Origin of the sequence: Polaromonas sp. A23 (assembly GCF_002001015.1) — a bacterium.
In the GTDB taxonomy this organism is placed as follows: domain Bacteria; phylum Pseudomonadota; class Gammaproteobacteria; order Burkholderiales; family Burkholderiaceae_C; genus Polaromonas.
On record NZ_MUNO01000028.1, the window covers coordinates 1 to 23,058 of the forward strand.

Genomic DNA, 23,058 nt, shown 5'->3' on the forward strand with positions numbered 1-23,058 from the left:
GCTCCCTTCCCTCGCCCCGCTGGGCGAGAGAAGGGAGCCTCATTTGGCCGCGTGCGCTGCGCTCGCGTGCAAACATGACTGTGCGTTGGGAGTGCCGTCCTTGAAGCGCTGCGCGCTTCAAGGACTCCGGATTTGTCCCCGCATTGCCTTCCCCCACCCGTCGGGCTGGGCCGAGGAGCGCAGCGGAAAGCGGATCAGGGCGAGCGATTGTCTGAGCGAAGCGAGTTCGAGCTCGACCCCGCTTTCGGCGAGCACCACAGGTTGCCCGTAGCGAAGCGCAGGGACCCAGACCATCGGGTCGCCTTCTCTTTGCTTACTTTCTCTTGGCGAAGCAAGAGAAAGTGAGTCGCCCGCCGGGGCGAGACCCGGCTTGCTGGTGAACCAGGCTGTGCAAGTTATCCAACATGGATCCCGGATCAAGTCCGGGATGACAGCTTCTCTGGTACGTGCGAACGAAAACTCAGCCGGCCCAGGTCACCCAGCCCATCTGGGCCGTCACCAGCACCACCACACCAAAAACAATGCGGTACCAGGCAAAAGGCACAAAGCTATGGGTGGCGATGTAACGCAGCAGCCAGCGTATGCACAGCCAGGCGCTGATGAATGAAAACAGCAGGCCGACACCGAACATCGGCAAGTCCGCCATCGACAGCAAAGCGCGGTCTTTGTACAGGCTGTAGACGCCGGCGCCTATCAGCGTCGGAATCGCCAGGTAAAAGGAAAAGTCGGTTGCCGCCTTGCGTGACAGGCCGAGCAGCATGCCGCCGATGATGGTGGCGCCGCTGCGGCTGGTGCCGGGGATCATGGCCAGGCACTGCACCAGGCCGACCTTGAGCGCGTCCATCAGCGTCATCGCTTCGACTTCCTGGATACGCGCCACCGCCGGGTTGTTCTGCTGGCGCCGCTCGGCCCACAGGATGATGAAGCCGCCAATGATGAAGGTGCTGGCCACCACCACCGGCGTGAACAGGTTGGCCTTGATGGCCTTGCCGAACAGCAGGCCCAGCAACACGGCGGGCACAAAAGCCACGAAGACATTGAGCGCAAACTGCTGCGCCTGTTTTTCGGTGGGCAGTGCCACCAGCGTGTCGCGCAGCTTTTGCCAGTAAACCAGGATGACTGCAAAAATTGCCCCGGTCTGGATGGCGATGTCAAACACCTTGGCCTTGTCGTCGTCAAAGCCCAGCAGTGCGCCCGCAAGAATCAGGTGGCCGGTGGATGAAATGGGCAGGAACTCGGTCAAACCCTCGACGACGCCCATGACGGCCGCCTTGATCAGCAATGCAATATCCACTCATGCTCCAGAAAGTAAGGGGGAATTATCGCCGCTGCCTGTTGGCGCTTCGGGCGCTACGCGGCCGAAATAGGGGCTCAATCGGCCCCTTGAAAACACGTCTCATTACAACTCCTGCGGTTCTCGTGCGTCCTTGAGCCCCGCATTTCGCGCCATTACGGCGCAACTCGCGCTCCGCTTTCTGCATTTCGTCGCACCGCCCTCGCGCTAGCGGCGGCGCTCCGGCAAAGTCCGCTTCATCCACTACAGGAGAAGCCCCATGGACATGTCGCCCGTTATTGCCGTTCATCTGACCACCATCCTTGGCGCTGTAGCCACCGGCCCGGTCGCTCTGTGGGCCCGTAAAACCGGTGCGCACCGTCCCCGGCTGCACCGCGCTGCCGGTTATGCCTGGGTCACGTTGATGCTGGTGGCCGCTACTTCGGCCATATTCATCCGAGACTACCGCCTGCCCAACATCGCCGGCTACACCCCCATCCACATACTCATTCCGGTGGTGTACGGCATGCTCATCCTGGCCTTCTGGTTCCTCGCCAAAGGCAGCATCGAGGGCCACCGCAAGACCATGCAGCGCCTGTACATCGGCGCCTGCGGGGTGGCGGGTGCCTTCACCCTGCTGCCCGGCCGCTACCTCGGCAACCTGGTTTTCGGCCAGTGGCTCGGACTGATTTCTCCAACCTACCAACCTCCTCAAGGAACACCCATGATTGCTCAAATTCTCATCAACACACCCCTCTGGGTCTGGGGCCTGCTGGCCGCATTGCTGGTACTCGGCTTCGGCCAGACCCGCAGCCGCACCGTGGGCTTGGCCCGCATCGTCATCCTGCCTCTGGGCCTGGGCGCCTTCTCGCTGTACGGCACCATCTCGGCCTTCGGAACCTCACCCACTGTGCTAGGCAGCTGGCTGGCCACAGCCGTCTTGCTGGTGCTGGTGGTCACACAGCTCCCGCTCCCGGCCGGCGCCCGCTACGACAACGCCTCACGCAAGTTCCAGCTTCCGGGCAGCTGGATTCCCATGGTCTTGATCATGGCCATCTTCCTGACCAAGTACGTTGTTGGCGTGAGCCTGGTGATGCACCCGGAACTGAAGGTACACGCCAACTTCAGCCTGGCCATCGGCACACTTTATGGCGTCTTCAGCGGCATCTTTGCCGGCCGCGCCATCCGCCTGGTTCGCCTGGCCCTGCGCCCCGCCCCCACCCTTCCCGTCCTCAACGCTTGAAAAAAGGAGCTCACCATGAACGCCACTCCCCTGCAAGACAAAACCCTCGAACAACTCGCCCGCAAGCGCGCAGGCGCCAAAATGGGCTGGTACATCCATGCCACCGTTTTCATCATCGTCAACATCCTGCTGGCAGTCCTCTCGGCGATGAGCGAGCGCCACTGGGCCATGTTCCCGGCCTTCGGCTGGGGCATAGGCCTGGCGGTCCACGGTTTCGTGGTCTTCCTCGTGACGGGCGGGGGCGGCCTCCACCAGCGCCTGGTGCAGCAGGAACGCGAGCGTCTGGACCTGCAGCGCGACCCCTGGTAAGAGAAGGCACAGAAAAAACCGCCATGAAAAAATACCTGTTTGCCTGCGTCTTCCTGCTGGCCTTCGGACGTGCGCAGGCAGGCGTGGGCCTCACCGAGCTGCCCGGCCCGGAGGGCGACGGTCCGGTCAGCGTTTTTTACCCTTCCAGCGGTGAAGACAAGGCGCTGCAGCGCGGGCCTTTCGCCCTGCAGCTCGCCTGGCAGGGCACGCCGGTCCGCGGCAACGGCCGCCTCATCGTCATCTCGCACGGCTCGGGCGGCAACCCCTGGGTGCATACAGACGTGGCGCGCACGCTGGTGCAGGCCGGTTTCGTGGTGGCCTTCCCCCAGCACCGGGGCGACCATACCGGGCAGTTCACCGACCCTGGCCCCATCAGCTGGAAGCTGCGTCCAGCCGAAGTGTCTCGCGCCATCGACGCCGTGGGGCAAAGCCCGCAGTTCGCACCGCTGCTGGTACTGGACAAAGTCGGCGTTTATGGCGGATCCGCAGGTGGGCACACCGCGCTGACAGTGGCCGGCGGGCGCTGGTCGCCTGCAGCGTTCCGCCGTCACTGCGAAGCTCACATTGCCGACGACTTTTCTTCATGTGTGGGTTTTTTCACCCGCCTGCGCGGCAACATCCTGGACGGGCTCAAGAAAACCGTGGCGCTGGGTGTGATTCGCCAGCGTTTTGACGACACCAGCTGGTACAGCCACCATGACCCGCGCATCCACGCCGCCATAGCCAGCGTGCCTTTTGCCGCCGACTTCGACATGGCTTCCCTGGCCGCGCCGCGGATTCCGCTGGGGCTTATCGAAGCTCGTCAGGACATCAACCAGGTGCCGCGGTTTCACATCGATGCCGTACGCGCGGTATGCACGACGTGCACCATCATTGCGGACCTGCCCAGTGCGGGCCACGGCGCCATGCTGTCCCCGCTGCCGCCATTCAAGCCCGACACGATCGCCGCTGAACTGCTGGGCGACCCGCCCGGTTTTGACCGCAACACGCTGCCTGAGATAGACCGCAAAATAGCGGCCTTCTTTCGCCAACACCTGCCGCCCGCACCATGAACACTTCAAGCCGCCTTCCCCGCACCCTGGGGCTCGTCCTGTTCGCCGCGGTGGCTCTCCTGATGGTCGCGCTGGCCGCCGCCATCACCTTTGGCGGGCCGGGGCCGATTGCACCTTTGGCCAGCGTCAACGACCCGTTTGCCAAAGCCGATTTTTCAGGCGTGCCTTTCCCGCGCCGCTATACCGCGCGTGACGGTACCGCCATGGCCTGGCTGCACTATGCGGCCGCCGGCAATGTACAGAACGCGCGCCGTGTGGTGCTGGTCCACGGTTCGTCGGCGCGGGCGCGCAGCATGCATGTGCTGGCACGTGCCCTGGCCGGCGCCGGCTTTGAAGTGGCAGCGCTCGACATGCGCGGCCATGGCGACTCCGGCCCGCGCGGCCAGGCTGCCTACGTGGGCCAACTTGAAGACGACGTGGAAGATTTCATGCGCGCCGTGCCGCATGCCGGCCCCAGCACCCTGCTGGGCCACTCCCGCGGCGGCGGCTTTGTACTGCGCTTCGCCGGCGGCGCCAGACAAGCATTGTTTGACCGCTATGTGCTGCTGTCGCCCTACCTGCGCCACGACGCGCCGACCGCCCGGCCTGATGACGGCGGATGGGCAACCATGGGCTTGCCGCGGTTCCTGGGCTTGCACTTCATCAACCTCGCCGGTATGACCACCTGGAATCACCTGCCCGTACTCAATTTCGCACTGGACGACGCAGCGCGCCCCATGCTCACGCCCTCGTACTCATACACCCTCGCCAACGGTTTCGGCCCGCACAACGACTATGTGGACGACATCCGCGGCGCCCGCGGTGCCATGCACATCGTCGCCGGCAGTGACGACGAACTTTTCCGGGCCGACCGTTTTGCGGACGTATTCACCGCCGCAGGCAAAACCGTGCCGGTGACGCTGGTGCCAGGCGTCAACCACATGGGCCTTACCCTCGACAGCGCCGCTTTGGGCGCCGTCATCCAGGCCTGCCGGACCTGAGGTGCTCCCCTGTAACGCCCGGCACCCATGAACGGTGAAAACGTCAATAGAATGTTTCAACACCTTCGCCTATGAACACCCCACTGAATTCCGAACAGATAGAACGCATGGCGCACAGGCGCACCAGCGCCAAGCTGGGCTGGTACTTCCACGCCTTCCTTTATGTGCTGATCAACCTGATCGTGTTCGCCACCTCGGAATATGGTTTCGGCAGCCGGCCCTGGTCGCTGTTCCCGCTGCTGGGCTGGGGCCTGGGCGTGGTGCTGCACGGCATCTCGGTCTTTGTGCTGGGCGCAAATGGCAGCCTGCGGGAACGCATGGTGCAAAAGGAACGCGAGCGCCTGCAGCGCCAGCACGGCGACGGCACACCCCGATGAAAATCGACTGGATCGCCAAGCTGCGCCATCTTCTGCAGGTATTGGCGTTTGCGCTGGCCATCGCCACCATCCAGTACGCGTTCACGCCGGAAAAACCCTATGGCCCGCCACTGGTGTATTCGCTGTTCATCGCCAGCATCACCTGGGCCGTGATTGACCTGGGTCGCGAGTTTTTCCCCTCCAGCGCAGAAACCGGCTGGCCACAAGGTTGGGCCGGGCTGGCCCTGGTGCTGGCTGGCATAGCGCTGGGCTACCTGATCGGTACCTGGCTGGCCGACAAGCTGTGCCTTTATTACGGCTGGTATCCCAGCGGCGCCCGTCCTCCCCCCAACGGCCCAGGCCAGCTGCGCACCTCGATTCTCATCACCGTGCTGGCCGGCGTCACGGGCAGCTATTACTTCTACACCATCAACAAAAGCGCCTACCTCATCCGCAAGATGAATGAGGCGCACCAGCACGCCAACGAGGCGCGCCTGAAGCTGCTTGAAACCCAGCTTGAACCGCACATGCTGTTCAACACGCTGGCCAACCTGCGGGCGCTGATTGCCACCGACCCGCAGCGCGCGCAGGTCATGCTGGACCACATGATTGCCTACCTGCGTGCCACGCTGGGCGCCTCGCTGAGCGCCACCCACACGCTGGAGGCCGAGTTCGACCGCCTGCGCGACTACCTGGAACTCATGGCCATCCGCATGGGGCCGCGCCTTTCCTACACGCTGGACCTGCCGCCCGAGCTGGCGCAGCATCCCGTGCCCACGCTGCTGCTGCAACCCCTGGTTGAAAACAGCATCAAGCACGGGCTGGAGCCCAAGATCGAAGGCGGGCAGATCACCGTGAGCGCGCGGCGTGACGGCCCGACGCTGGTCCTGGAAGTGCTGGACACCGGCGTGGGCCTGTCAGGTGCCGCCGAAGACCGGCCGGGCTTTGGGGTCGCCCAGGTGCGCGAGCGGCTGGCAAGCACCTACGGCCTTGAATCTGCTATTGAATTGGTAGCTTCTTCCGAAGGTGGGACAAGGGCTACGGCCCGATTTCCTTACAAAGAATGAGCTCAAACAGCCCCAGCGGTCTCAACGGCGCTCCCGCGGCCACCGCACTGATTGCCGAAGACGAACCCCTGCTGGCTCAGGCCCTGCAGGCCGAACTGGCCCGTGCCTGGCCCACGCTGCGTGTAGTGGCCAGCGTGGGCGATGGCGTTTCGGCCGTGGCCCAGGCACTGCAGCTGCAGCCGGACGTGCTGTTCTTCGACATCCGCATGCCCGGCCAAAGCGGCCTGGACGCCGCCGCCGAGCTGGCTGACGAATGGCCGCAGGGCAAACCTTTCCCGGCGCTGGTGTTTGTGACCGCCTACGACCAATACGCCGTGCAGGCCTTTGAAACACAGGCCGTGGATTACCTGCTCAAGCCGCTGCAAGCGGCGCGCCTTGAAAAAACCGTATCAAAAGTGCAGCTAGCCCTTTCTGCACGGGTGCCAGCAGCTATTAATTCAGTAGCAGAGCAAAACGGCGCACTCGACCAGACCCTGGAGCAGCTGCGCCACCTGCTGGCTGCAACCCGCACGCCCGTGCCTGAAAGCAGTCCCCTGAAAGTGCTGCAGGTCAGCGTGGGCACAAGCATTCGCATGGTGCCGGTGGGTGAGGTGGTTTACTTTGAAGCCGCCGACAAATACGTGCGGGTGTTGACCGCCGGCCACGAGTACTTGATACGCACGCCCCTGAAGGAACTGCTGCCCCAGCTGGACGCGCAAAGTTTCTGGCAGATTCACCGCGGCACCGTGGTGCAGGCCTCAGCGATTGAAACCGTCAGCCGGGACGAAGCCGGCAAACTCACGCTGAGCCTGCGCGGCCGTCCGGAAAAGCTAGCGGTCAGCCGGCTTTACAGCTCGCTGTTCCGGGCCCTGTAGCCGCCCCGGCGCGGGCCGATAAAGGGTTTTCAAGACAGTGTCAACCTCCAGCGTCTCATGTCCCTGTGCCCTTTGTTGGGGCGCAAGCAAGCCCGGCGCAGCAGCGGCGATGCTGGCATCATGCCGGGCATGACATCGTCCTATCGATCAACAGCTCCTTCCGATTTCGCATCCACCGCATCGCCTGCTGCTACTTCAGCGAAGGCTTCTCCGGCAGCGCCAGTCACGCCGCAGTCGGTGCTTGACTTCTGGTTCAACGAATCCACGGTCAAACGCTGGTTCACCGGTGGCGTAGAACTGGACGACGAAATACGCAGAGAGTTTGGTACGCAAGTGACGCTGGCACAGTCCGGCGGGCTGGCCGAGTGGGAAGCTGACCCGCAAAGCCGGCTGGCCCTGGTGATTGTGCTCGACCAGTTTTCGCGCAACATCTTTCGCGGCAAGTCCAAAGCCTTTGCCGGCGATGAGCGTGCCCAGCAGTTGGTGACCGACGCACTGGCGCGCGGTTTTGACGCAGAGTTGCCGTGGATGGGCCGCGTGTTTTTGTACATGCCGCTCATGCATGCCGAAAGCCTGGCGCTGCAGGAGGAGTCCGTGAAACGTTTCACCGCGCTGGAAGCCGCCGTGCCGGACGATTTGCGCGCCAGCGCGCAAAGCTCTCTCGACTACGCGCGCCAGCACCGCGACATCATTGCCCGCCTGGGTCGCTTCCCTTATCGCAACTCCGCACTGGGACGCACCAACACCGCGCTGGAATTCGACTTCCTGAAGAACGGCCCGCGCTTCGGGCAATAGGGGCAACCATTTCACGCCCACACCCGTGATTTGAAAGGCGTGACATGTTCACCAAGTTGAAAAATCTGCTCGTATCGGGATCGTCAAAGGCCGTTCCTGAAGTCACCTTCAAAAAGCAGGGCGACAAACACCTGAATCTGGACGAACTGGACGAGGCGGTGGCCTGCTATAGCCAGGCGGTATCCATCAATCCAGAGTTTGTTGAAGCCTATCTTGGTTTGGGTTTCGCTTTGACCGGACAACTGCATCACGAGCAGGCTGCAGCTGCATTGGACAAGGCTTTGTCGATTGATCCCGCCATTGCGGACGCACACTACATGCTCGGCACCATTGCAAAGGCGCGCGATGACCAGCCCGGCGCCATCAGGCATTTCACCAGGGCACTGGAACTCAAACCGGACTTTGAATTTGCTTACCGTGACTTTTTCGATTTTTTGCTTCATTCCGGACAAACTGGAGAGGCCGAGGCACTGATCCGGAAAGGAATTCTTGTCTTCCCGGAATCGGCAGAGTTTCATTTTTTCCTGGGCAACCTGCTGTTCAACCGGCAGGATTTTGAGGGAGCCATTTCGTGCCACACCAAGGCCGTGGCATTAGAACCGACAGCAGTTTCCTCCCACAAAATCCTGGGTGATGCACATCGCAATCTTGGCCACCATCAAAGGTCGGCAGAGTGTTACGAAGCTGCAGCTCTTCTCGAACCCGACAACGCTGATGCACATGTCAATCTTGGCGACGCCCTGGACATGCTCGGGAAAAACCAGCAGTCCATCGGGTGTTATCGACGCGCAATTGCACTCGAACCCGGTCATGCCGCAGCGCATCGGCTCCTCGGAAATGCCCTGTTGAGCAACGGCAATCAACCGGGAGCCCTTGCCTGTTACCGGAAGGTTGTCGAATTGCAGCCCGACAGTCCGGTTGTTCATCTGGTGGCGGCACTCTCGGGAGAAAGCCCCGACAGTGCGCCACGAGGCTATGTCGAACAACTTTTCGATGAGTACGCGCAACATTTTGATTCGCACCTGGTCCGGACACTTCACTACAACGTGCCGGAAAAGCTGGCTGAGATGGTGCTCAAGTTCTCCGTTCCAGGGGCTGGAAAATGGTCTGTCCTGGATCTGGGTTGCGGGACCGGATTGTCCGGTTCCGCCCTGGCCGCACATGCAGGAGAGCTGGTGGGCGTTGACCTCTCCAGCAAAATGCTCGCCAAGGCCCGGGCCCGGAACATCTATTCGCGGCTTGAGCACATGGATCTGGTATCCATGATGCAAAACGAAGCGCCTGCGAGTTATGACGTTCTCATCTCCGCAGATGTTTTCATTTACGTTGGGAGACTGGACGGATTGTTCGATCAGGCACAGAGACTGTTGCGTCCGGGCGGGCTGTTTGCGTTTTCAATCGAATCCCTTGATGCGCTGAATGACGAGGGTGGTTTGGCATCGGGGGCTGCCCCTGGCTACCAGCTGACGCCGACCGGCCGTTACGCACATTCCATGGCCTACATGATCCGCATGGCAACGCACCATGGCTTCGGGATATTGAGCAACATGAACATACAGTGCCGCCTGGAGCAGGGCAAGGATGTACCGGGACGCATGATGTTATGGCGCCGGCTGGACGGCACCGGGCCGCATTGAGCCGAATGATGCGAGCGGCGGAGTGAAAGTCCGGTAACGCCCGCCACAACGCTTCGGTCCCGTCACCGTGCGACTCTGGTGACTTTTTTCACGCCAGAACTGCCCAGGCCTGAATCCGGCCGGCAACTCACCCCGTACTCCTCTCAGGCGCTGCCGCATGGCCGGACTCCCGTCCGGCCATGCGGCACGCCGACACGAGCGCATTCACAACAAGCAACTGGCGCCTGCCAGCTCACTCACTTAACTGGAGTTACCTTCATGATGATTCGTACCGCTATCGCTACTGCCGCCGTCTCGCTCATCGCCGCCTGCGGCAGCATGGCGCCGATGATGACCAGCTACTCGCAGGCAAACCTGCCCGCCACCGTGCAAGTGCCGGCCGGCAACAAGGTCGCCATGGAAACCGTGGGCATGGGCGACATCACCTACCAGTGCAACGCAAAGAAAGACATGGCCGGCCAGTTTGAATGGGTGTTTGTCGGCCCCGACGCCAAGCTCATGGACCGCGGCGGCAAACAGGTGGGCAAGTACTACGGCCCGCCCGCAACCTGGGAAGCCATGGACGGCTCCAAACTGACGGCCGTGCAGCTCGCCGTAGCGCCCAACATGCCCGGCAGCATTCCGCTGCAGCTGGTCAAAGGCAACCCCGCCATGGGCTCGGGTGCCATGCAAGGCGTCACCTACATCCAGCGCGTCAACACACAGGGCGGCGTTGCGCCCGCCGCTCCTTGCACCGTCGCAAACCTGTCAGCCAAACAAGTCGTGAAATACCAGGCCGACTACATCTTCTACAAGGCCATGTAAGCAAGAAGGCCATGTAAGCAAGAAGGCCCACAGGCTCCTCGCTTGCTCCCCGCGGGGAGTTCACCTCATGGTGAGCAACCGGCCTCCGCCCCCTCGGGAGCCGGTTTTTACAGCCCGCTGACTGCGGCAAGCGCCGTTGCCTGTGGGCTTTTTTGCGCCCGTAAAACCGAAGTGTTTTGCGAAAGCGTTTTTCACTCGCAACGCCCATGCGCGGCGTCCTACATACGGTTACATCCGACGCGGTTCAACTCGAACTTACAACCTCAAACGGGAAACTCCGCATGAAAAGCACCCACACCACCTCACTGCACATCGCCGGCAAAAGCCTGCTCTGCACCAGCCTGATGACCATCGGCACAGCCCTCATCATGGGCGCCTGTTCCAGCAACAAGCTGCCGCTGCCCAAAGAGTATTCACAAGACACCCTGCCCCAGTCCGTGATGGTTCCCTCCGGTCACAAGGTTGCGCTGGAAACGCGCGCTGCAGGCGTGCTTGACTACGAATGCCGCGCCACCCCTGCCGGCCCCTACGCCTGGGTGCTGATGAGCCCCAGGGCCAACCTGCTGGACCTCAGCGGCAAAGACGTGATTGCCTACTCCGGCCCACCGGCCACCTGGACCCACATTGACGGCTCCCGCATCGTCGGCAACCAGGTCAGCGTCGCTTCCAACGGCGAGTACAACCTGCCACTGCAACTGTCGCGTGCAGAACCTTCCCCAAGCGCAGGCGCACTGCAGGGCGTCAGCTTTATTCAGCGCATCAAGACCAAAGGCGGCGTTGAAAAAACCAAGCCCTGCACCACGATGAACGCTGCTGAAAAAGTGACACTGCCCTACCAGGCCGACTACATCTTCTGGCGCCCGGTTTAAACCCCTGATCCATCCCATGAACCGCCTTTTATCCATGCCGGGCTTCGCACCGGCCCCGGCAATAGACGGTTTCCTACAAAAAACCGCCCGGTCCTGCTGTCTACTGAAGTGCCAGCCCTGCTGGAAGGAGTGATCCGCCATGAAAAGTACGCACCACACGTTTCGCGTCATCAGCGTTGGCATTGGTTTGGCCCTTCTGGTGGTCAGCGGCACCGCGGCCATGATCGCCACCTTCTCCGGCCCGATCTCCGCACCTTCTGCCTATGTGCCTCATGCCGCTGCGCCTGCGCCCGCTTCTGGCGTCTTCCATCACGGAGACGACAGCCTGCTTTACGAACGCGTGGCCCGCAGCGACGGCAGCACCCAGTGGGTGCTGATTAACGAGCCCGCAGTCAGCGTGGCCAGCCTCATGCTTTCCGGTGAGCGCCTGCAGCCCATCAACTATGTGCTGCAGGGCAAACCCTCAGGCCTGAACAAGGTGTTGAAGAACTGCAACATTGGCGCCGATAACGGCACGAAGCCAAAAGCAGTCGATGCGTACGATCTTTCGTGCGTGACGCTCGGGTAAGCAATCTATAGTTTTACGGCGCTGCCCTGAAACCGCTTGTGGCAGGGGCTGAGCGTCTGCTGCGCGACAGTAAAAAAGCGCCAAAAATGGCCCCGGCAAGTTACGATGCCCCGGCACCCTTCCTCATCACAGGAATTTGCCGTGAAAACAAAAGCTGCCCGTCTTCCTTTTTCCTCCGGCCGCCTGTTGCCCTGCCTGCTGCTTGCCGCAGGTAGCGTCGCGCTGTTGGGCGCCTGCGGCTACCGGCCGCTCAAACCCTACAACACACAAAACGACCTGCCCGAAGCCGTGCGCGTGCCCGCAGGCTACCAGGTGGCAATTGAAGCCACCAGCAACGGGCAGCTGATGTACGAATGCCAGGCGGTCAAACGCGCACCTTACGAATACGAATGGCTGTTGCGCAGCCCCGGTGTGACCCTTACCGACACCTACGGCAACCGCATTACCCACAAACCCGGCGTACGCGCAACCTGGGCGCACCAGGACGGCTCCAGCGTCATGTCCCGCGAATTCATTGAAGTGCCGAACGGCGAGCCCAACCTGACCCTGCAGCGCTACAAGGCCGAGCCTTCAGAAACGCCCGGCATGCTGCACAACATCAGCTACGTGCAGCGCCTGCGCACCGTTGGCGGCTGGGTAGCCGCCATCCCCTGCAGCGCGCCGCAATTGGGCATGCGCAGAACGGTGCCTTATGAAGCCGACTATATTTTCTGGCGCGCCAAGAGCTCCTGAAGCGCTCTCTGAGGTGCCGCGACCTGAGCCAACAACAAGTGCCCCAATAGCCCCGCTCAAACAAAAAGCCCGCAGGCTTGAAGCCTGCGGGCTTTTTTGCTGGTGCAGGCCGCATGGCAGCGGGCCTTTACACAATGACTCTTAACGGTACTTAACGGTCATAACCGCGATGGTCCCCATGGCCGCGGTGGTGGCCATGTCCGTGGCCCCGGTGCCCGCGGTAATACCCCGACGACGGCACCACATACACGGGGGGACGTTCGTAATACACCGGGCGAGGCTGGTAATACACCGGCCGTGGTTGGTAGTAAACCGGTGCAGGCGGGTAATAAACAGGCTGGGGCTGCACATACACCGGCTGGTGATAGACAGGCTGTGAATACACCGGGTAGGCATTGGTCACACCGATCTGCGCGCCGGGCAACACCACGCCGACAGAAAACTGCACATCGCTGCGCGCGTGGGCGCCACCTGCAAACCCGAGGGCCCCCAGGGCCAAGGCTGCAGCTGCACCCGCCATCAGAAGGGTTCGCCGGGGTGTTGCGGCTTGAAGTGTTGACTGAAGCATTGCTTTCTCCTTGAGTAGGGCAGAAAGTGCCCATGTAGGAATTAAACGCTCCAGCCCGTTAATGGCCTACCCACTGCACGGTTAAGAGCGTACCCAAAAGTAACGCCCAAACCGGCTTTACATACGCCCACCCCCTAGAATCAGGCGCATGACCCCCCTTGCAGACAAAGAAACCCCCAAAACCAGCAATTTTTTGCGTCAGATCATCGAACATGACCTGAACGCTGCCACTTACGCCGGCCGCAAATGGGGCGGCAGCCCCGGCGACGCCGCCCACCACGCCGCCGGCCAGCCGGACCCCGCCAAGGTGCGCCTGCGCTTTCCGCCCGAGCCCAACGGCTACCTGCACATCGGCCACGCCAAGAGCATTTGCCTCAACTTTGGCCTGGCGCGCGACTACGGCGGCGTGTGCCACCTGCGTTTTGACGACACCAACCCCGAAAAAGAAGACACCGAATACGTCGACTCCATCAAGGACGCCGTGCAGTGGCTGGGCTTTGACTGGCACAACAACGGAGAAAACAACCTCTTCCAGGCCAGCGACTACTTTGACTTCATGTACCGCGCCGCCGAGTACCTGATTGAAGCCGGCCACGCCTATGTGGACGAACAAACCGCCGAGCAGATGCGCCTCAACCGCGGCGACTTTGTAAAGCCCGGCACCAACAGCCCCTTCCGCACCCGCAGCCCGGCCGAGAACCTGGCGCGCTTTCGTGAAATGCGCGACGGCAAGCTGCCCGACGGCGCCGCCGTGCTGCGCGCCAAGATCGACATGGCCAGCCCCAACATCAACATGCGCGACCCGGCCATTTACCGCATTCGCCGCGCGCACCACCACAACACCGGCGACAAATGGTGCATCTACCCGATGTACACCTACGCCCACCCGATTGAAGACGCGCTGGAGCAGATCACCCACAGCATCTGCACACTTGAGTTTGAAGACCAGCGCCCGTTTTACGACTGGCTGCTCGACCGCCTGGCAGAAGGCGGCCTGATTGCCAGCCCACACCCGCGCCAGTACGAATTTGCGCGCCTGAACCTCACCTACGTTCTCACCAGCAAACGCAAGCTTGCGCAGCTTGTGAACGAAAAGCGCGTGAGCGGCTGGGACGACCCCCGTATGCCAACCATCGTCGGCCTGCGCCGCCGCGGCTACACGCCCGAAGCCATCCAACTCTTTGCCGAACGCATTGGCGTCACCAAAAGCGACAGCTGGATTGACTACAGCACGCTCGAAGGCGCACTGCGCGACACGCTGGACCCGATTGCCCCCCGCGCGATGGCCGTGCTCGACCCGGTCAAGCTGGTGCTGACCAACTGGGACGAAGTCATGGGCGCAGGCAAGCTTGATGATTGCTCCGCCCCCGTGCACCCTCACCTGCCCGACCTGGGCAAACGCAACTTCAAGATCGGCAAAGAGGTGTGGATTGAAAGCACCGACTACGAAGAAACGCCGCCCAAAGGTTTCTTCCGCCTCTTCCCCGGCAACAAAGTGCGCCTCAAATACGGCCACGTCATCGAATGCACAGGCGCCACCAAAGACGCAAGCGGCAAAGTGACTGAAGTGCAAGCCACCCTGATCCCCGACACCAAGAGCGGCACGCCCGGCTCAGACTCCGTCAAGGTCAAGGGCGTCATCACCTGGGTCGGCGTGGCCGATGCGGTGCAGGCCGAAGTGCGCCTATATGACCGCCTGTTTACCGAAGCCCACCCCGAAGCGGATGGCAAGGATTTTCTGGAGAACCTGAACGCTAACAGCCTGAGCGTGGTGACGGCTTATGTGGAGCCTTCACTGGCATCTGCTACAGCCGGCCAGCGTTTCCAGTTTGAGCGGCATGGGTACTTTGTCACTGACTTGAAGGATCACGCTGCGGGGAAAGCGGTGTTCAATCGGGTGACGGGAATGAAGGACAGTTGGGTTAAGTGAGAGTCACCCACTTGGCCAGACCAAAGCAGGCAATCGCGGTGATTGCAGGGCCCAATGCCTGCTGAAAAATCAGCGACCGTGCATTTTTTACGGCACCAGCTGCATGCGTACTTGTTCTCTGCTCTCGCGAAACTCTTAGTCGACGGAGAGATCTAGATGCTGATGCCCATCGTGCAGCATATGTTTTGCACATGAAAGGGTGGTATGCAACTAATTGATAGAGCCGAAATCTCCAAACTTAGCCATTCGGCACGACAGGGATATGCGGCATTGCTGATACTGATGGCCTGCTGTGCTCTGTATGTTGCTTATCTGTTCGGAGAAATGACTTTCCGCGAATATCAATTAAACACGCGCTATAGCCGTGAGGGGATTAAGGCCGAAGGCCTAGTCACTGGTTTCAGATTCTTCCAGGCCACTGGTAAGAATCCGGAAAGGCACACCGGATATCACCCCAATGTGACATTCACTACGCCAAACGGCCCCGTCATTCTTAAGGCCAGCATTGGAGAGCCGCTGACCAGCGCGGCGCAACAGCAGTTCTGGCTAGGGCGAGAGGTCCACGTGCTCTACCTGCCCGATCAGCCAGACCGAGCTCGCGTATTGGAATGGCCGACCGAATTTTCGCAAAGCCTAATGCTAATGACCGCGTTTATGTTTTCCATCTCGATGCTGGTGCTCTATTTTGCTCGCGTTATGTGGCCAAGCACAGCCAAATAAAACACTCTCTACGGGTTTCAAATCTGACCTTTACGTACACATGCTAATCCGCCATTGCACGGGAAGAGTCTTCCCACTACTGGCTGCGATTTTCTCGTCGCAGCTGACTCACGCCCAACCCACCGAAGAAGTCCCCTTCATCACCTCCCCCGACAACGTCACGCTCGAGATGCTGAGCGTCGCAGACGTCAAGCGCGGCGACCACGTGATTGATCTGGGCTCCGGCGACGGGCGCATCGTGATTCTTGCGGCGAAGAAATTTGAAGCCACCGGCCTGGGTGTGGAGATTGACCCCGCGCTGGTGGTGCGTAGCAAAGCCAATGCACGTACTGCCGGCGTGGCAGACAAGGTGGAGTTTCGGGTTGAGGATTTGTTCAAGACCGACCTCTCGCAGGCCACGGTGATCACCATGTATTTGCTGCAAGAAGTCAACCTGCAGTTGCGCCCTTCCCTGCTTGCACTCAAGCCGGGCACGCGCATCGTCTCGCACGACTGGAACATGGGTGACTGGGCGCCTGACCGCACAACCGTTGTGCCGGTGCCCAACAAGGCGGTGGGGCGCGAGAAGTCGAGCAAGGTGCACCTGTGGACGGTGCCTGCGCGGGTGGAAGGCTTGTGGTGTGCGAGCGGCCTGCTGCGCGGTGCCAGCATCAAGCTGACGCAGAAGTACCAAACCTTTGAAGGCACGCTGGCGTGGCGCGAGCGTACGCGTGAACTGGCAGGCACCATCAACGGCACCGAGCTGCGTACACCCGCAGGCAGGCACGGTGAGCTGGTCTTGCAGGCGGAGGGCGATGCGCTCCGCATCAAAGAGGCCCATGGCAATATGGCGCTGGCACAGGGCCAGACCTTCAGGCGCGCGGCGGGCGCGTCTTGCAGCTAGAGGACGCCGCGATGGAGCAATTCACCCACCTGAAGCTGAGGGGTTGGCTTGGCATCGTGCTTATCATCGTCGCAACGGGCGTGGCCGGCATCATGTTTTTTCTTTTGGGCTTGAATGGCCTGCAAAGCGGGGAAATTGTCATCCAGTTCAAAGGGCATGCTGCGGCCACTGCCACAGCTGACGGCCCCAACGCTTCTGCCTTCCACACCGAGGTGTGGGGCTTCATGCTGATAGGCGCGTTTTTCATGTGCTGCAGCCTGGCTGTCATCCTGCGTCTGCTCTTTGTCTCGCGTGCTCGCCGGGACGAGACGATCCGCATGATTGGCGCCATGCGTGCGAGCGGCGGTAGTGATGCGGTGCCGGGCTGGGCTGTCGCGGTCGTACTGATCGGCCTGGTGTCGACCTTCGTTTTTATAGCCTTCAGGTTCAGCTAGCTCGGCCTTACCGCCCCCGTGCCGGCGTTGCACACGGCGGCAACGCCCGCCGCCCAGAATCGTCTTTTGCCGACACACAACTCCTCTTGCTGCGCGTAGGATGTTTTTCAGCCCCCATACGGCCGTTCAAACCTCCAAGGAGACCTCCATGCCCCAATTCGCCACAGTGACCCACGACGTAACCTTCACCCCCGGTGACGGCGCGCCCATTCCCATTCCACCGGGCCGCATCGAAGTTGGGCTGGAGCCTGACAGTGCCACCCTGAGCTGGGACGCCGGTGACGGCGTGGCGGCTGTGGCGGCCATTCCGATCAGCCAGTTCAACGACTACCTGCGCGACGGCAAGATCACCTGGGAAGTCAAGGAATAATCAGGCGCATGTTCGCCCGCCCGCCTTACCCGGCCCCTTCTGTTACCCGCCGCTCTGCCCTGCTGGGCGGCCTGGGTTTGCTCGCGCTTCCGGCCGGCGGTTGGGCGGCAACGCCTGCTGAAGCCAGCGTTTGGCCGCGGGCCTTGCAGGTGCCCGGCGGTATTGCGCGGCTGCCGCTGGGTGCTGCGCCAACGCGGCCGGTGGCCCACCTGCCAGGCGGCGACGGCCCGGTGCCCTTGCTGGTGCTGGGCGACACCTCGCACTGGACAGCGCTGGTGGGGGTGGCGCTTTCGGCAGAGCCCGGCGAGGCGCACATTGTTGTGCAGGCCGGCGAAGGCGCGTCGCGTGAGCTGGCCTACACCATTGCTCCCAAGCGCTATAGCGAGCAGCGCCTGACCGTGCCGCCGCGCACGGTGGATCTCTCGCCCGAAGACCAGGCTCGGTTTGAGCGGGAGCGTGCGCACCAGGCGACAGTGATGGCGACTTTCAGCGAACCCCCACTACAAAACACATTGCGCATGCGGGTACCAGTGCCGGGGCGGCGCTCCAGCTCTTTCGGGCTGCGCCGCGTCTTCAACGGCCAGGCGCGCAACCCGCACAGCGGTATGGACATTGCCGCCGGCACGGGCACGCCGGTGGTGGCGCCGCTGCCGGCGCGGGTGATTGACACCGGCGACTATTTCTTCAACGGCCAAACGGTGTGGCTGGACCACGGTGGCGGGCTGCTGAGCATGGTGTGCCACCTGAGCGCCATAGACGTCAAAACCGGTGACATGCTCAAAACCGGCGAGCGCCTGGGCGCCGTGGGCGCCACCGGCCGGGTGACCGGCCCGCACCTGCACTGGGGCGTGATGCTGAACCGCACCATGGTGGACCCAGCGCTGTTTTTGGCGGCTTGAGCGACCAGCGCGCGCCAGACGGCCCAAAACCTCGTTTTTGCCGTTTTACCCAATAATTTCAAGCAAAATGTGCCGTTTGCCCAATAAACACGGGGTCAAGCAGCTCCTGAAAACATAGCAACCTGCCTGTCGATTTTTGCTGCCGACGTCTGCTGCAAGTCCACCGGACGCGCAAAGAAAAAGCGGCGCACCACTTTCGCAATGCGCCACTTCGGCCACTTCGGCCACTTCGGCCACTTCGACCGCTCCGGCCGCTTTGAGCGGCGATCGCTATTTGCCAATCTACTTTTGAAGGCTGCCGCTGGAATTGATGATAGAAAGATCTACACCACCCCAGCCGGTCCGCTGGTTGGCTGTGTAGTTGACATAGACACCGCCCAGGTTGTATTCCCCCAGATTGGACAAGGCTTGCAGCACGGCGGCGCGGGTCGGCGTTTTGCCCGCCCGCCGGACAGCTTCCACAGCGATCTTCGCGCCCATGTAGCCCTCGAGGCTTGCGAAAGACAAGGCCTCGCCAGCGGCGTACTTCTTCATGTCCGCTTGATACTCGGTGATAACCGCCTTGGAAGGAACGAAAGGGAAAGGCACGGCCTGACTCAAGACGATGCCACGAGCTTTATCCTTGCCAGTGGCATTGACCAGGCCGTCGTGCTGCAGCACCGACAAGCCATAGATCTGCACCGCACCACCAGGAACGTCGCGGACCGCCTTGACGAATTCAAACGCAGGCTTTCCCGCAGCCAGCAAAATAATGCCCTTGGGGCGCTTCTCTGCGATGGCGGCAACGGCCGCGCGAACGCTCGCATCCAGCTTGTCGGGCGCGGCGTCAAGTACCTGCTGCGTTGCGATCTTGACGCCCAGTGGACCGCTGAGCTGGGTCGTCAACTGCGCAAGGGGTGGACCGAAGGCAATGCTCATGTTGACGATGGCCAGCGAGTCCTTGCCCCAAGTCTTTGCTTCCTTGAGAAGGCTGCCAACTTCATCCGCGTAGCCGCTGCGCAGGGGAAACACATTAGCGGCAGAAATCACGTTTTTATCGCCCTGCAGCGGCGCAATCAGCGCTATGCCGTTCTTGCTCGGCAAGTCCTGCTTGGCGATTTCAGCAAGGCCGGCGCTGTTGAGAAAGCCCAACAGCCCGATCACCGCCGGGTCGCCGATGAGCTGCTGGGTCAATTCAACCATTTTTGGGCCCTGCAGACTGTCATCCAGCGTGACCAGCTTGAGTTTGTTGCCCTGCAGGGTGTTGCCCGCATTGACCCTGTCGAAATAGGCCTGGATACCCGTTGCCAGGCCTTTGGCGTTCGAGGCCGAGGCCGGATTGGTCTGTGAGGCGACCTGCCCAAAGACCAGTTCGATGGCGTGGCTGGAAATCGGCAGGGCCAGGATCGCAAGTGCTGCCATGGTGGTAGTGAAGCGCGAGAAGTTGAGAGCCATACAGCCTCCTAAAAATCAGCAGTACACCACCAGGGAAACGTAATTCAAATGGGTTAAACCCCAAGGTATTACATTGACGCTGCCCGAATTGCCCTCGACCAGCAATTTCAAGCGCCAAAGTGGTGCAATGGTCATTCAGCATCAGGTTGCCGCGCAGGCTGAGCCTCCGCGAAAGCGGGTAGCGCCTGGCATGCCGCGTAGACAGCCATCACCTTCCTGCATCTGGAGAGATCCACATTGAAGCGTTGCGCGCTGAAGACTTGTGGCACCAGGCAACAGTCAGCCATCGTGGGAACGTTGCCAAAGCAGAAATCACCGTGCCGATCAAGTCTTTCCAGATGCTGTTCAAGCGCCTCAAGGCCGAGGGTGATCCAGTGCTTGATCCACTCGCTTCTTTTCTCCTCCGAAACATCCATGAACTCGGACAGGTATTTCAGAACGCGCAAGTTGTTGAGCGGATGAATATCGCAGGCGATTCCCAAAGAAAGCTGGCGCACAAAAGCCCTGTCGGCCGGTGACGACGGCAAGAGGGGATTTTGCGGGTACACCTCATCAAGGTATTCCATGATGGCCAGGGACTGGCTCAACTGAATCCCGGGCTCGCTCAGAACCGGTACTGACGCTTGCGGATTGATGGCCATAAACGCCTTGTCAAACTGCTCTCCGCCGTTGCGATTGAGGTGAACGAAGACATGTTCTGCGTCCAGGCCCTTCAGATTCAACGCGATGCGAACGCGGTAGGCCGCCGAGCTGCGAAAGTAGGTGTGAAGAACGCGGGCCATTCAAACCCCCAGGTATTGGTGAACAATTTCAGGACGGCCGCGCAGCTCGTCTGAGCTTCCTTGCCATACAACGCAGCCTTTTTCAATCACAAAGTGCCGGTCGGCCAGGCCCATCAGCGCTTTCACGTTTTTATCGATGACGATCTGCGACAGGCCCTCCTTCTTCAGATCAGCAAGCGCGCGCCAGATTTCGTTTCGAATCACGGGGGCCAGGCCCTCCGTTGCTTCGTCGAGCACCAGCAGCCGCGGATTGGTCATCAGCGCACGGCCGATGGCCAGCATCTGCTGCTCACCCCCCGAAAGTTGCGATCCCAAATTATTGCGGCGCTCTTTCAAGCGCGGGAAAAAGGCGTAGGTACGCTCCAGTTCCCAGGTCTTGCCATTGCTCTTTTTGTCGTCGCGCGCGGTCGCCACCAGGTTTTCTTCGACCGTCAGGTTGGGAAACACTTGCCGGCCTTCGGGTACCAGCGCCAGGCCCTGGCGCGCGATGCGGTGCGAAGGCAAATGATCCACACGGGCACCGGCAACCCACACGCTTCCGGAGGCCACGGGCAGCATGCCAAACAAACATTTGACAGTGGTGGAGCGGCCCATGCCATTGCGCCCCAGCAGGGTCACCACCTCGCCTGGGCCCACATCGAATGAAATGTCGAACAGTGCCTGCGCATGGCCATACGAGGCCTGCAGGCCCTTGACGGATAAAAATGGCGTCATGACTTTTTCCTTGCCCGCTTCATGCTTCGGCTTCTTCGCCGAGGTAGACCGCCCGCACTTCCGGGTGGTTGCGAATTTCATCGGGTGTGCCGGTGAATAAAATTTTTCCGTAAACCAGCACGCTGATGCGGTCTGCCAGCGCAAACACCGCATCCATGTCGTGCTCGACCAGCAAGATGGTGTACTGGCGCTTCAGCCGCTGCAGCAGCGCGATGACGGCGGCGGATTCCTGAACACTCATGCCGGCCATGGGCTCATCGAGCAGCAAAAACTTGGGGCCGGCGGCCAGGCTCATGGCCAGCTCCAGTTGCCTGCGTTCGCCGTAACCCAGGTCGCCGGCCGCCACGTTGTGTCGATGCGCGAGGCCGGTGGCCTCGAGTGCTTCTTCGGCAAACTTGCGTGCCTCCTTGCTCGCAAGCATCGGAGTCCAGAACCTGAAGGCATGCTGTCGTGAGCCAAGCGCCGCGAACGTGGCGTTCTCCAGCACGCTGAAGTCTTCGAAGATCGAGGTGATCTGGTACGAGCGCAACAAGCCACGCTTCGCGCGTTCATGGATAGGCAACGCGGACACATCCGCGCCATCGAACCAGACGCGGCCGCTGTTCGGCGCGAGCTCGCCTGACAGCTGGTTGATCAGCGTGGTCTTGCCGGCACCGTTGGGGCCGATGATGGCGTGCAGTTCGCCCTCGCCGATGTCGAGCGACACCGCGTCGGTGACCAGCAGCGCGCCGTAGCGTTTGGTGAGGGATTCAGTGCGAAGTACGCTGGCCATTACAGGGCTCCCTGTGCGGTACCCGTCGTCGCAACGACCGAGGGGGTGGCTCTTTGAGCCGGTTTTCCCCGTGAATCAAAGCGCTGCAGCAGGCCGACGATGCCGCGGTTTCCCAAGAGCGTGACGATGACAATGAACGGGCCGAAGATGACCATCCAGTGCTCGGTAAAGCCTTTGAGGATTTCTTCGAGGCCAAGAAAAACCAGCGCGCCCATCAAGGGGCCAAACACCGTACCCAGACCGCCAATCACCACGATAACGATCAGCTCGCCGGAGACCGACCAGGCCAGCGTGCTGGGCGAGGCGAAGGCATTGAGGTTGGCCAGCAGCAGGCCGGCCACACCGCACAACATGCCCGACATCACATAGGCCAGCAGCTGGTAGCGCAGCACCGGAATGCCGGCGGCTTTGACGCGGCGTGTGTTCTGCTTGGCCCCACGGATCACCATGCCGAAGGGCGCAACGCGCAGCCTGGCCAGCCACCAGATCGACAACACCAGAACAACGAAGGCCACGACGTAGACGTTGGTCGCGGACGACAGGTCGAGCGGGCCGAAACGGCTGGGCAATGCAATGGACATGCCGTCATCGCCGCCATAGTTCTTCAGGCTCACGAACAGGAAGTAGCCCATCTGGGCGAAGGCCAGCGTGATCATGATGAAGGCGATGCCGGTGGTGCGCAGGCTGATGACGCCTGTGACCAGCGCAACCAGACCGCACGCGCCCAGGCACAGCGCCAGGTGCATCCAGCCGCTGCCGACACCATGAAAAGAGGCGAGCCCGACGGCATAACTTCCCAGCCCGAGAAAGAGCGAATGGCCGAAGCTCACCAGCCCGCCGTAACCCAGCGCCATGTTCAGTGCGCAGGCGGCAATGGCGTAGATGATGATGCGCGCGAAGAAGGCTACGTAAAATGGCTGGTCGGTGGCTTGCGCGACGAAAGGCACGGTGGCCAGCAATAGCAAGACCAGCAAGGGAACCCAGGTGCTGGGACGTGAAAGAAGTGAGTTCAT

At 61.4% G+C, this 23,058-nt stretch carries 25 protein-coding genes and 2 pseudogenes; 20 read left to right on the plus strand and 7 right to left on the minus strand.

Going from position 1 to position 23,058, the window contains the following annotated elements; all coding sequences use genetic code 11:
• Positions 1-460 precede the first annotated feature (460 nt).
• The gene (locus tag B0B52_RS15765) at positions 461-1,294 is read right to left on the minus strand and encodes an undecaprenyl-diphosphate phosphatase (protein WP_077594618.1); all 834 of its coding nucleotides are present in this window, start codon (positions 1,292-1,294) and stop codon (positions 461-463) included.
• Positions 1,295-1,553: 259 nt separating this feature from the next.
• On the opposite strand from B0B52_RS15765, the pseudogene B0B52_RS15770 reads away from it, so the two are divergent.
• The 14 genes and pseudogenes from B0B52_RS15770 to B0B52_RS15835 all read left to right on the plus strand — a co-directional run.
• A pseudogene (locus B0B52_RS15770) lies at positions 1,554-1,961 on the plus strand (DUF2306 domain-containing protein); the annotation flags it as partial.
• A 42-nt stretch (positions 1,962-2,003) separates the two neighbouring features.
• Positions 2,004-2,516, plus strand: a pseudogene (locus tag B0B52_RS22850) (DUF6622 family protein); the annotation flags it as partial.
• 15 nt (positions 2,517-2,531) lie between these two features.
• Entirely contained in the window at positions 2,532-2,825 is a 294-nt protein-coding gene (locus B0B52_RS15780) for a 2TM domain-containing protein (RefSeq protein WP_077594619.1), read from the plus strand.
• Between the two features lie 23 nt (positions 2,826-2,848).
• Positions 2,849-3,877, plus strand: coding sequence for a dienelactone hydrolase (locus B0B52_RS15785; RefSeq protein ID WP_077594620.1), 1,029 nt, complete (start codon positions 2,849-2,851; stop codon positions 3,875-3,877).
• Positions 3,874-4,857, plus strand: a complete 984-nt coding sequence (locus B0B52_RS15790) for an alpha/beta hydrolase (RefSeq protein ID WP_077594621.1) — start codon at positions 3,874-3,876, stop codon at positions 4,855-4,857. Before B0B52_RS15785 ends, B0B52_RS15790 begins: the two co-directional genes overlap by 4 nt.
• A gap of 71 nt (positions 4,858-4,928) precedes the next feature.
• Complete coding sequence (locus B0B52_RS15795; RefSeq protein WP_077594622.1) at positions 4,929-5,234, plus strand: 2TM domain-containing protein; 306 nt, start codon at positions 4,929-4,931, stop codon at positions 5,232-5,234.
• Complete coding sequence (locus tag B0B52_RS15800) at positions 5,231-6,280, plus strand: sensor histidine kinase (RefSeq protein ID WP_077594623.1); 1,050 nt, start codon at positions 5,231-5,233, stop codon at positions 6,278-6,280. Before B0B52_RS15795 ends, B0B52_RS15800 begins: the two co-directional genes overlap by 4 nt.
• Positions 6,277-7,134, plus strand: a complete 858-nt coding sequence (locus B0B52_RS15805; protein ID WP_077594624.1) for a LytTR family DNA-binding domain-containing protein — start codon at positions 6,277-6,279, stop codon at positions 7,132-7,134. Before B0B52_RS15800 ends, B0B52_RS15805 begins: the two co-directional genes overlap by 4 nt.
• 57 nt (positions 7,135-7,191) lie before the next feature.
• Positions 7,192-7,929: a DUF924 family protein gene (locus tag B0B52_RS15810; RefSeq protein WP_371327404.1), complete on the plus strand. Its 738-nt coding sequence runs from the start codon at positions 7,192-7,194 to the stop codon at positions 7,927-7,929.
• A 44-nt stretch (positions 7,930-7,973) separates the two neighbouring features.
• Complete coding sequence (locus B0B52_RS15815) at positions 7,974-9,566, plus strand: tetratricopeptide repeat protein (RefSeq protein ID WP_077594625.1); 1,593 nt, start codon at positions 7,974-7,976, stop codon at positions 9,564-9,566.
• Positions 9,567-9,824: 258 nt separating this feature from the next.
• Positions 9,825-10,370 carry a DUF3455 domain-containing protein gene (locus B0B52_RS15820; RefSeq protein ID WP_077594626.1) on the plus strand — a complete coding sequence of 182 codons (546 nt, stop codon included), beginning with the start codon at positions 9,825-9,827 and terminating at the stop codon, positions 10,368-10,370.
• A gap of 281 nt (positions 10,371-10,651) precedes the next feature.
• A complete protein-coding gene (locus B0B52_RS15825; protein ID WP_077594627.1) occupies positions 10,652-11,239 on the plus strand; it encodes a DUF3455 domain-containing protein in 588 nt (195 codons plus the stop codon).
• A 139-nt stretch (positions 11,240-11,378) separates the two neighbouring features.
• The gene (locus tag B0B52_RS15830) at positions 11,379-11,807 is read left to right on the plus strand and encodes a hypothetical protein (RefSeq protein WP_077594628.1); all 429 of its coding nucleotides are present in this window, start codon (positions 11,379-11,381) and stop codon (positions 11,805-11,807) included.
• Positions 11,808-11,948: 141 nt separating this feature from the next.
• Positions 11,949-12,539 carry a DUF3455 domain-containing protein gene (locus tag B0B52_RS15835; RefSeq protein ID WP_168173566.1) on the plus strand — a complete coding sequence of 197 codons (591 nt, stop codon included), beginning with the start codon at positions 11,949-11,951 and terminating at the stop codon, positions 12,537-12,539.
• A gap of 151 nt (positions 12,540-12,690) precedes the next feature.
• On the opposite strand, the gene B0B52_RS22730 is transcribed toward B0B52_RS15835, so the two are convergent.
• Positions 12,691-13,107 (minus strand): hypothetical protein, encoded by a 417-nt coding sequence (locus tag B0B52_RS22730; protein ID WP_077594630.1) that lies wholly within the window; start codon positions 13,105-13,107, stop codon positions 12,691-12,693.
• 148 nt (positions 13,108-13,255) lie between these two features.
• On the opposite strand from B0B52_RS22730, the gene B0B52_RS15845 reads away from it, so the two are divergent.
• From B0B52_RS15845 to B0B52_RS15870, 6 genes are all read left to right on the plus strand, one after another.
• Entirely contained in the window at positions 13,256-15,037 is a 1,782-nt protein-coding gene (locus B0B52_RS15845) for a glutamine--tRNA ligase/YqeY domain fusion protein (protein ID WP_077594631.1), read from the plus strand.
• 204 nt (positions 15,038-15,241) lie between these two features.
• On the plus strand, positions 15,242-15,757 hold the full coding sequence (locus B0B52_RS15850) for a DUF3592 domain-containing protein (protein ID WP_077594632.1): 516 nt from the start codon (positions 15,242-15,244) through the stop codon (positions 15,755-15,757).
• A gap of 40 nt (positions 15,758-15,797) precedes the next feature.
• Complete coding sequence (locus B0B52_RS15855; protein WP_077594633.1) at positions 15,798-16,640, plus strand: cyclopropane-fatty-acyl-phospholipid synthase family protein; 843 nt, start codon at positions 15,798-15,800, stop codon at positions 16,638-16,640.
• A gap of 11 nt (positions 16,641-16,651) precedes the next feature.
• The gene (locus B0B52_RS15860) at positions 16,652-17,074 is read left to right on the plus strand and encodes a hypothetical protein (protein ID WP_077594634.1); all 423 of its coding nucleotides are present in this window, start codon (positions 16,652-16,654) and stop codon (positions 17,072-17,074) included.
• Between the two features lie 148 nt (positions 17,075-17,222).
• Positions 17,223-17,444, plus strand: a complete 222-nt coding sequence (locus tag B0B52_RS15865) for a hypothetical protein (RefSeq protein WP_077594668.1) — start codon at positions 17,223-17,225, stop codon at positions 17,442-17,444.
• Positions 17,445-17,452: 8 nt separating this feature from the next.
• Positions 17,453-18,343 (plus strand): M23 family metallopeptidase, encoded by an 891-nt coding sequence (locus B0B52_RS15870; protein WP_077594635.1) that lies wholly within the window; start codon positions 17,453-17,455, stop codon positions 18,341-18,343.
• A gap of 282 nt (positions 18,344-18,625) precedes the next feature.
• Here B0B52_RS15870 and B0B52_RS15880 read toward each other — a convergent pair whose 3' ends face one another.
• From B0B52_RS15880 to B0B52_RS15900, 5 genes are all read right to left on the minus strand, one after another.
• Positions 18,626-19,777, minus strand: coding sequence for an ABC transporter substrate-binding protein (locus B0B52_RS15880; protein WP_077594637.1), 1,152 nt, complete (start codon positions 19,775-19,777; stop codon positions 18,626-18,628).
• Between the two features lie 131 nt (positions 19,778-19,908).
• Positions 19,909-20,559 (minus strand): maleylacetoacetate isomerase, encoded by a 651-nt coding sequence (maiA, locus tag B0B52_RS15885; protein WP_077594638.1) that lies wholly within the window; start codon positions 20,557-20,559, stop codon positions 19,909-19,911.
• Positions 20,560-21,273: an ABC transporter ATP-binding protein gene (locus B0B52_RS15890; RefSeq protein WP_077594639.1), complete on the minus strand. Its 714-nt coding sequence runs from the start codon at positions 21,271-21,273 to the stop codon at positions 20,560-20,562. It abuts the gene before it with no gap.
• A gap of 19 nt (positions 21,274-21,292) precedes the next feature.
• Positions 21,293-22,045, minus strand: coding sequence for an ABC transporter ATP-binding protein (locus B0B52_RS15895; protein WP_077594640.1), 753 nt, complete (start codon positions 22,043-22,045; stop codon positions 21,293-21,295).
• Positions 22,045-23,058 (minus strand): branched-chain amino acid ABC transporter permease, encoded by a 1,014-nt coding sequence (locus B0B52_RS15900; RefSeq protein ID WP_077594669.1) that lies wholly within the window; start codon positions 23,056-23,058, stop codon positions 22,045-22,047. The genes B0B52_RS15895 and B0B52_RS15900 overlap by 1 nt, the downstream gene beginning before the upstream one ends.

Coding starts and splice junctions, on each gene's coding strand:
- B0B52_RS15780 (WP_077594619.1), top strand. CDS start 2,532: ATGAACGCCACTCCCCTGCAAGACAAAACCCTCGAACAACTCGCCCGC.
- B0B52_RS15785 (WP_077594620.1), top strand. CDS start 2,849: ATGAAAAAATACCTGTTTGCCTGCGTCTTCCTGCTGGCCTTCGGACGT.
- B0B52_RS15790 (WP_077594621.1), top strand. CDS start 3,874: ATGAACACTTCAAGCCGCCTTCCCCGCACCCTGGGGCTCGTCCTGTTC.
- B0B52_RS15795 (WP_077594622.1), top strand. CDS start 4,929: ATGAACACCCCACTGAATTCCGAACAGATAGAACGCATGGCGCACAGG.
- B0B52_RS15800 (WP_077594623.1), top strand. CDS start 5,231: ATGAAAATCGACTGGATCGCCAAGCTGCGCCATCTTCTGCAGGTATTG.
- B0B52_RS15805 (WP_077594624.1), top strand. CDS start 6,277: ATGAGCTCAAACAGCCCCAGCGGTCTCAACGGCGCTCCCGCGGCCACC.
- B0B52_RS15810 (WP_371327404.1), top strand. CDS start 7,192: ATGTCCCTGTGCCCTTTGTTGGGGCGCAAGCAAGCCCGGCGCAGCAGC.
- B0B52_RS15815 (WP_077594625.1), top strand. CDS start 7,974: ATGTTCACCAAGTTGAAAAATCTGCTCGTATCGGGATCGTCAAAGGCC.
- B0B52_RS15820 (WP_077594626.1), top strand. CDS start 9,825: ATGATGATTCGTACCGCTATCGCTACTGCCGCCGTCTCGCTCATCGCC.
- B0B52_RS15825 (WP_077594627.1), top strand. CDS start 10,652: ATGAAAAGCACCCACACCACCTCACTGCACATCGCCGGCAAAAGCCTG.
- B0B52_RS15830 (WP_077594628.1), top strand. CDS start 11,379: ATGAAAAGTACGCACCACACGTTTCGCGTCATCAGCGTTGGCATTGGT.
- B0B52_RS22730 (WP_077594630.1), bottom strand. CDS start 13,107: ATGCTTCAGTCAACACTTCAAGCCGCAACACCCCGGCGAACCCTTCTG.
- B0B52_RS15845 (WP_077594631.1), top strand. CDS start 13,256: ATGACCCCCCTTGCAGACAAAGAAACCCCCAAAACCAGCAATTTTTTG.
- B0B52_RS15850 (WP_077594632.1), top strand. CDS start 15,242: ATGCAACTAATTGATAGAGCCGAAATCTCCAAACTTAGCCATTCGGCA.
- B0B52_RS15855 (WP_077594633.1), top strand. CDS start 15,798: ATGCTAATCCGCCATTGCACGGGAAGAGTCTTCCCACTACTGGCTGCG.
- B0B52_RS15860 (WP_077594634.1), top strand. CDS start 16,652: ATGGAGCAATTCACCCACCTGAAGCTGAGGGGTTGGCTTGGCATCGTG.
- B0B52_RS15865 (WP_077594668.1), top strand. CDS start 17,223: ATGCCCCAATTCGCCACAGTGACCCACGACGTAACCTTCACCCCCGGT.
- B0B52_RS15870 (WP_077594635.1), top strand. CDS start 17,453: ATGTTCGCCCGCCCGCCTTACCCGGCCCCTTCTGTTACCCGCCGCTCT.
- B0B52_RS15880 (WP_077594637.1), bottom strand. CDS start 19,777: ATGGCTCTCAACTTCTCGCGCTTCACTACCACCATGGCAGCACTTGCG.
- maiA (WP_077594638.1), bottom strand. CDS start 20,559: ATGGCCCGCGTTCTTCACACCTACTTTCGCAGCTCGGCGGCCTACCGC.
- B0B52_RS15890 (WP_077594639.1), bottom strand. CDS start 21,273: ATGACGCCATTTTTATCCGTCAAGGGCCTGCAGGCCTCGTATGGCCAT.
- B0B52_RS15895 (WP_077594640.1), bottom strand. CDS start 22,045: ATGGCCAGCGTACTTCGCACTGAATCCCTCACCAAACGCTACGGCGCG.
- B0B52_RS15900 (WP_077594669.1), bottom strand. CDS start 23,058: ATGAACTCACTTCTTTCACGTCCCAGCACCTGGGTTCCCTTGCTGGTC.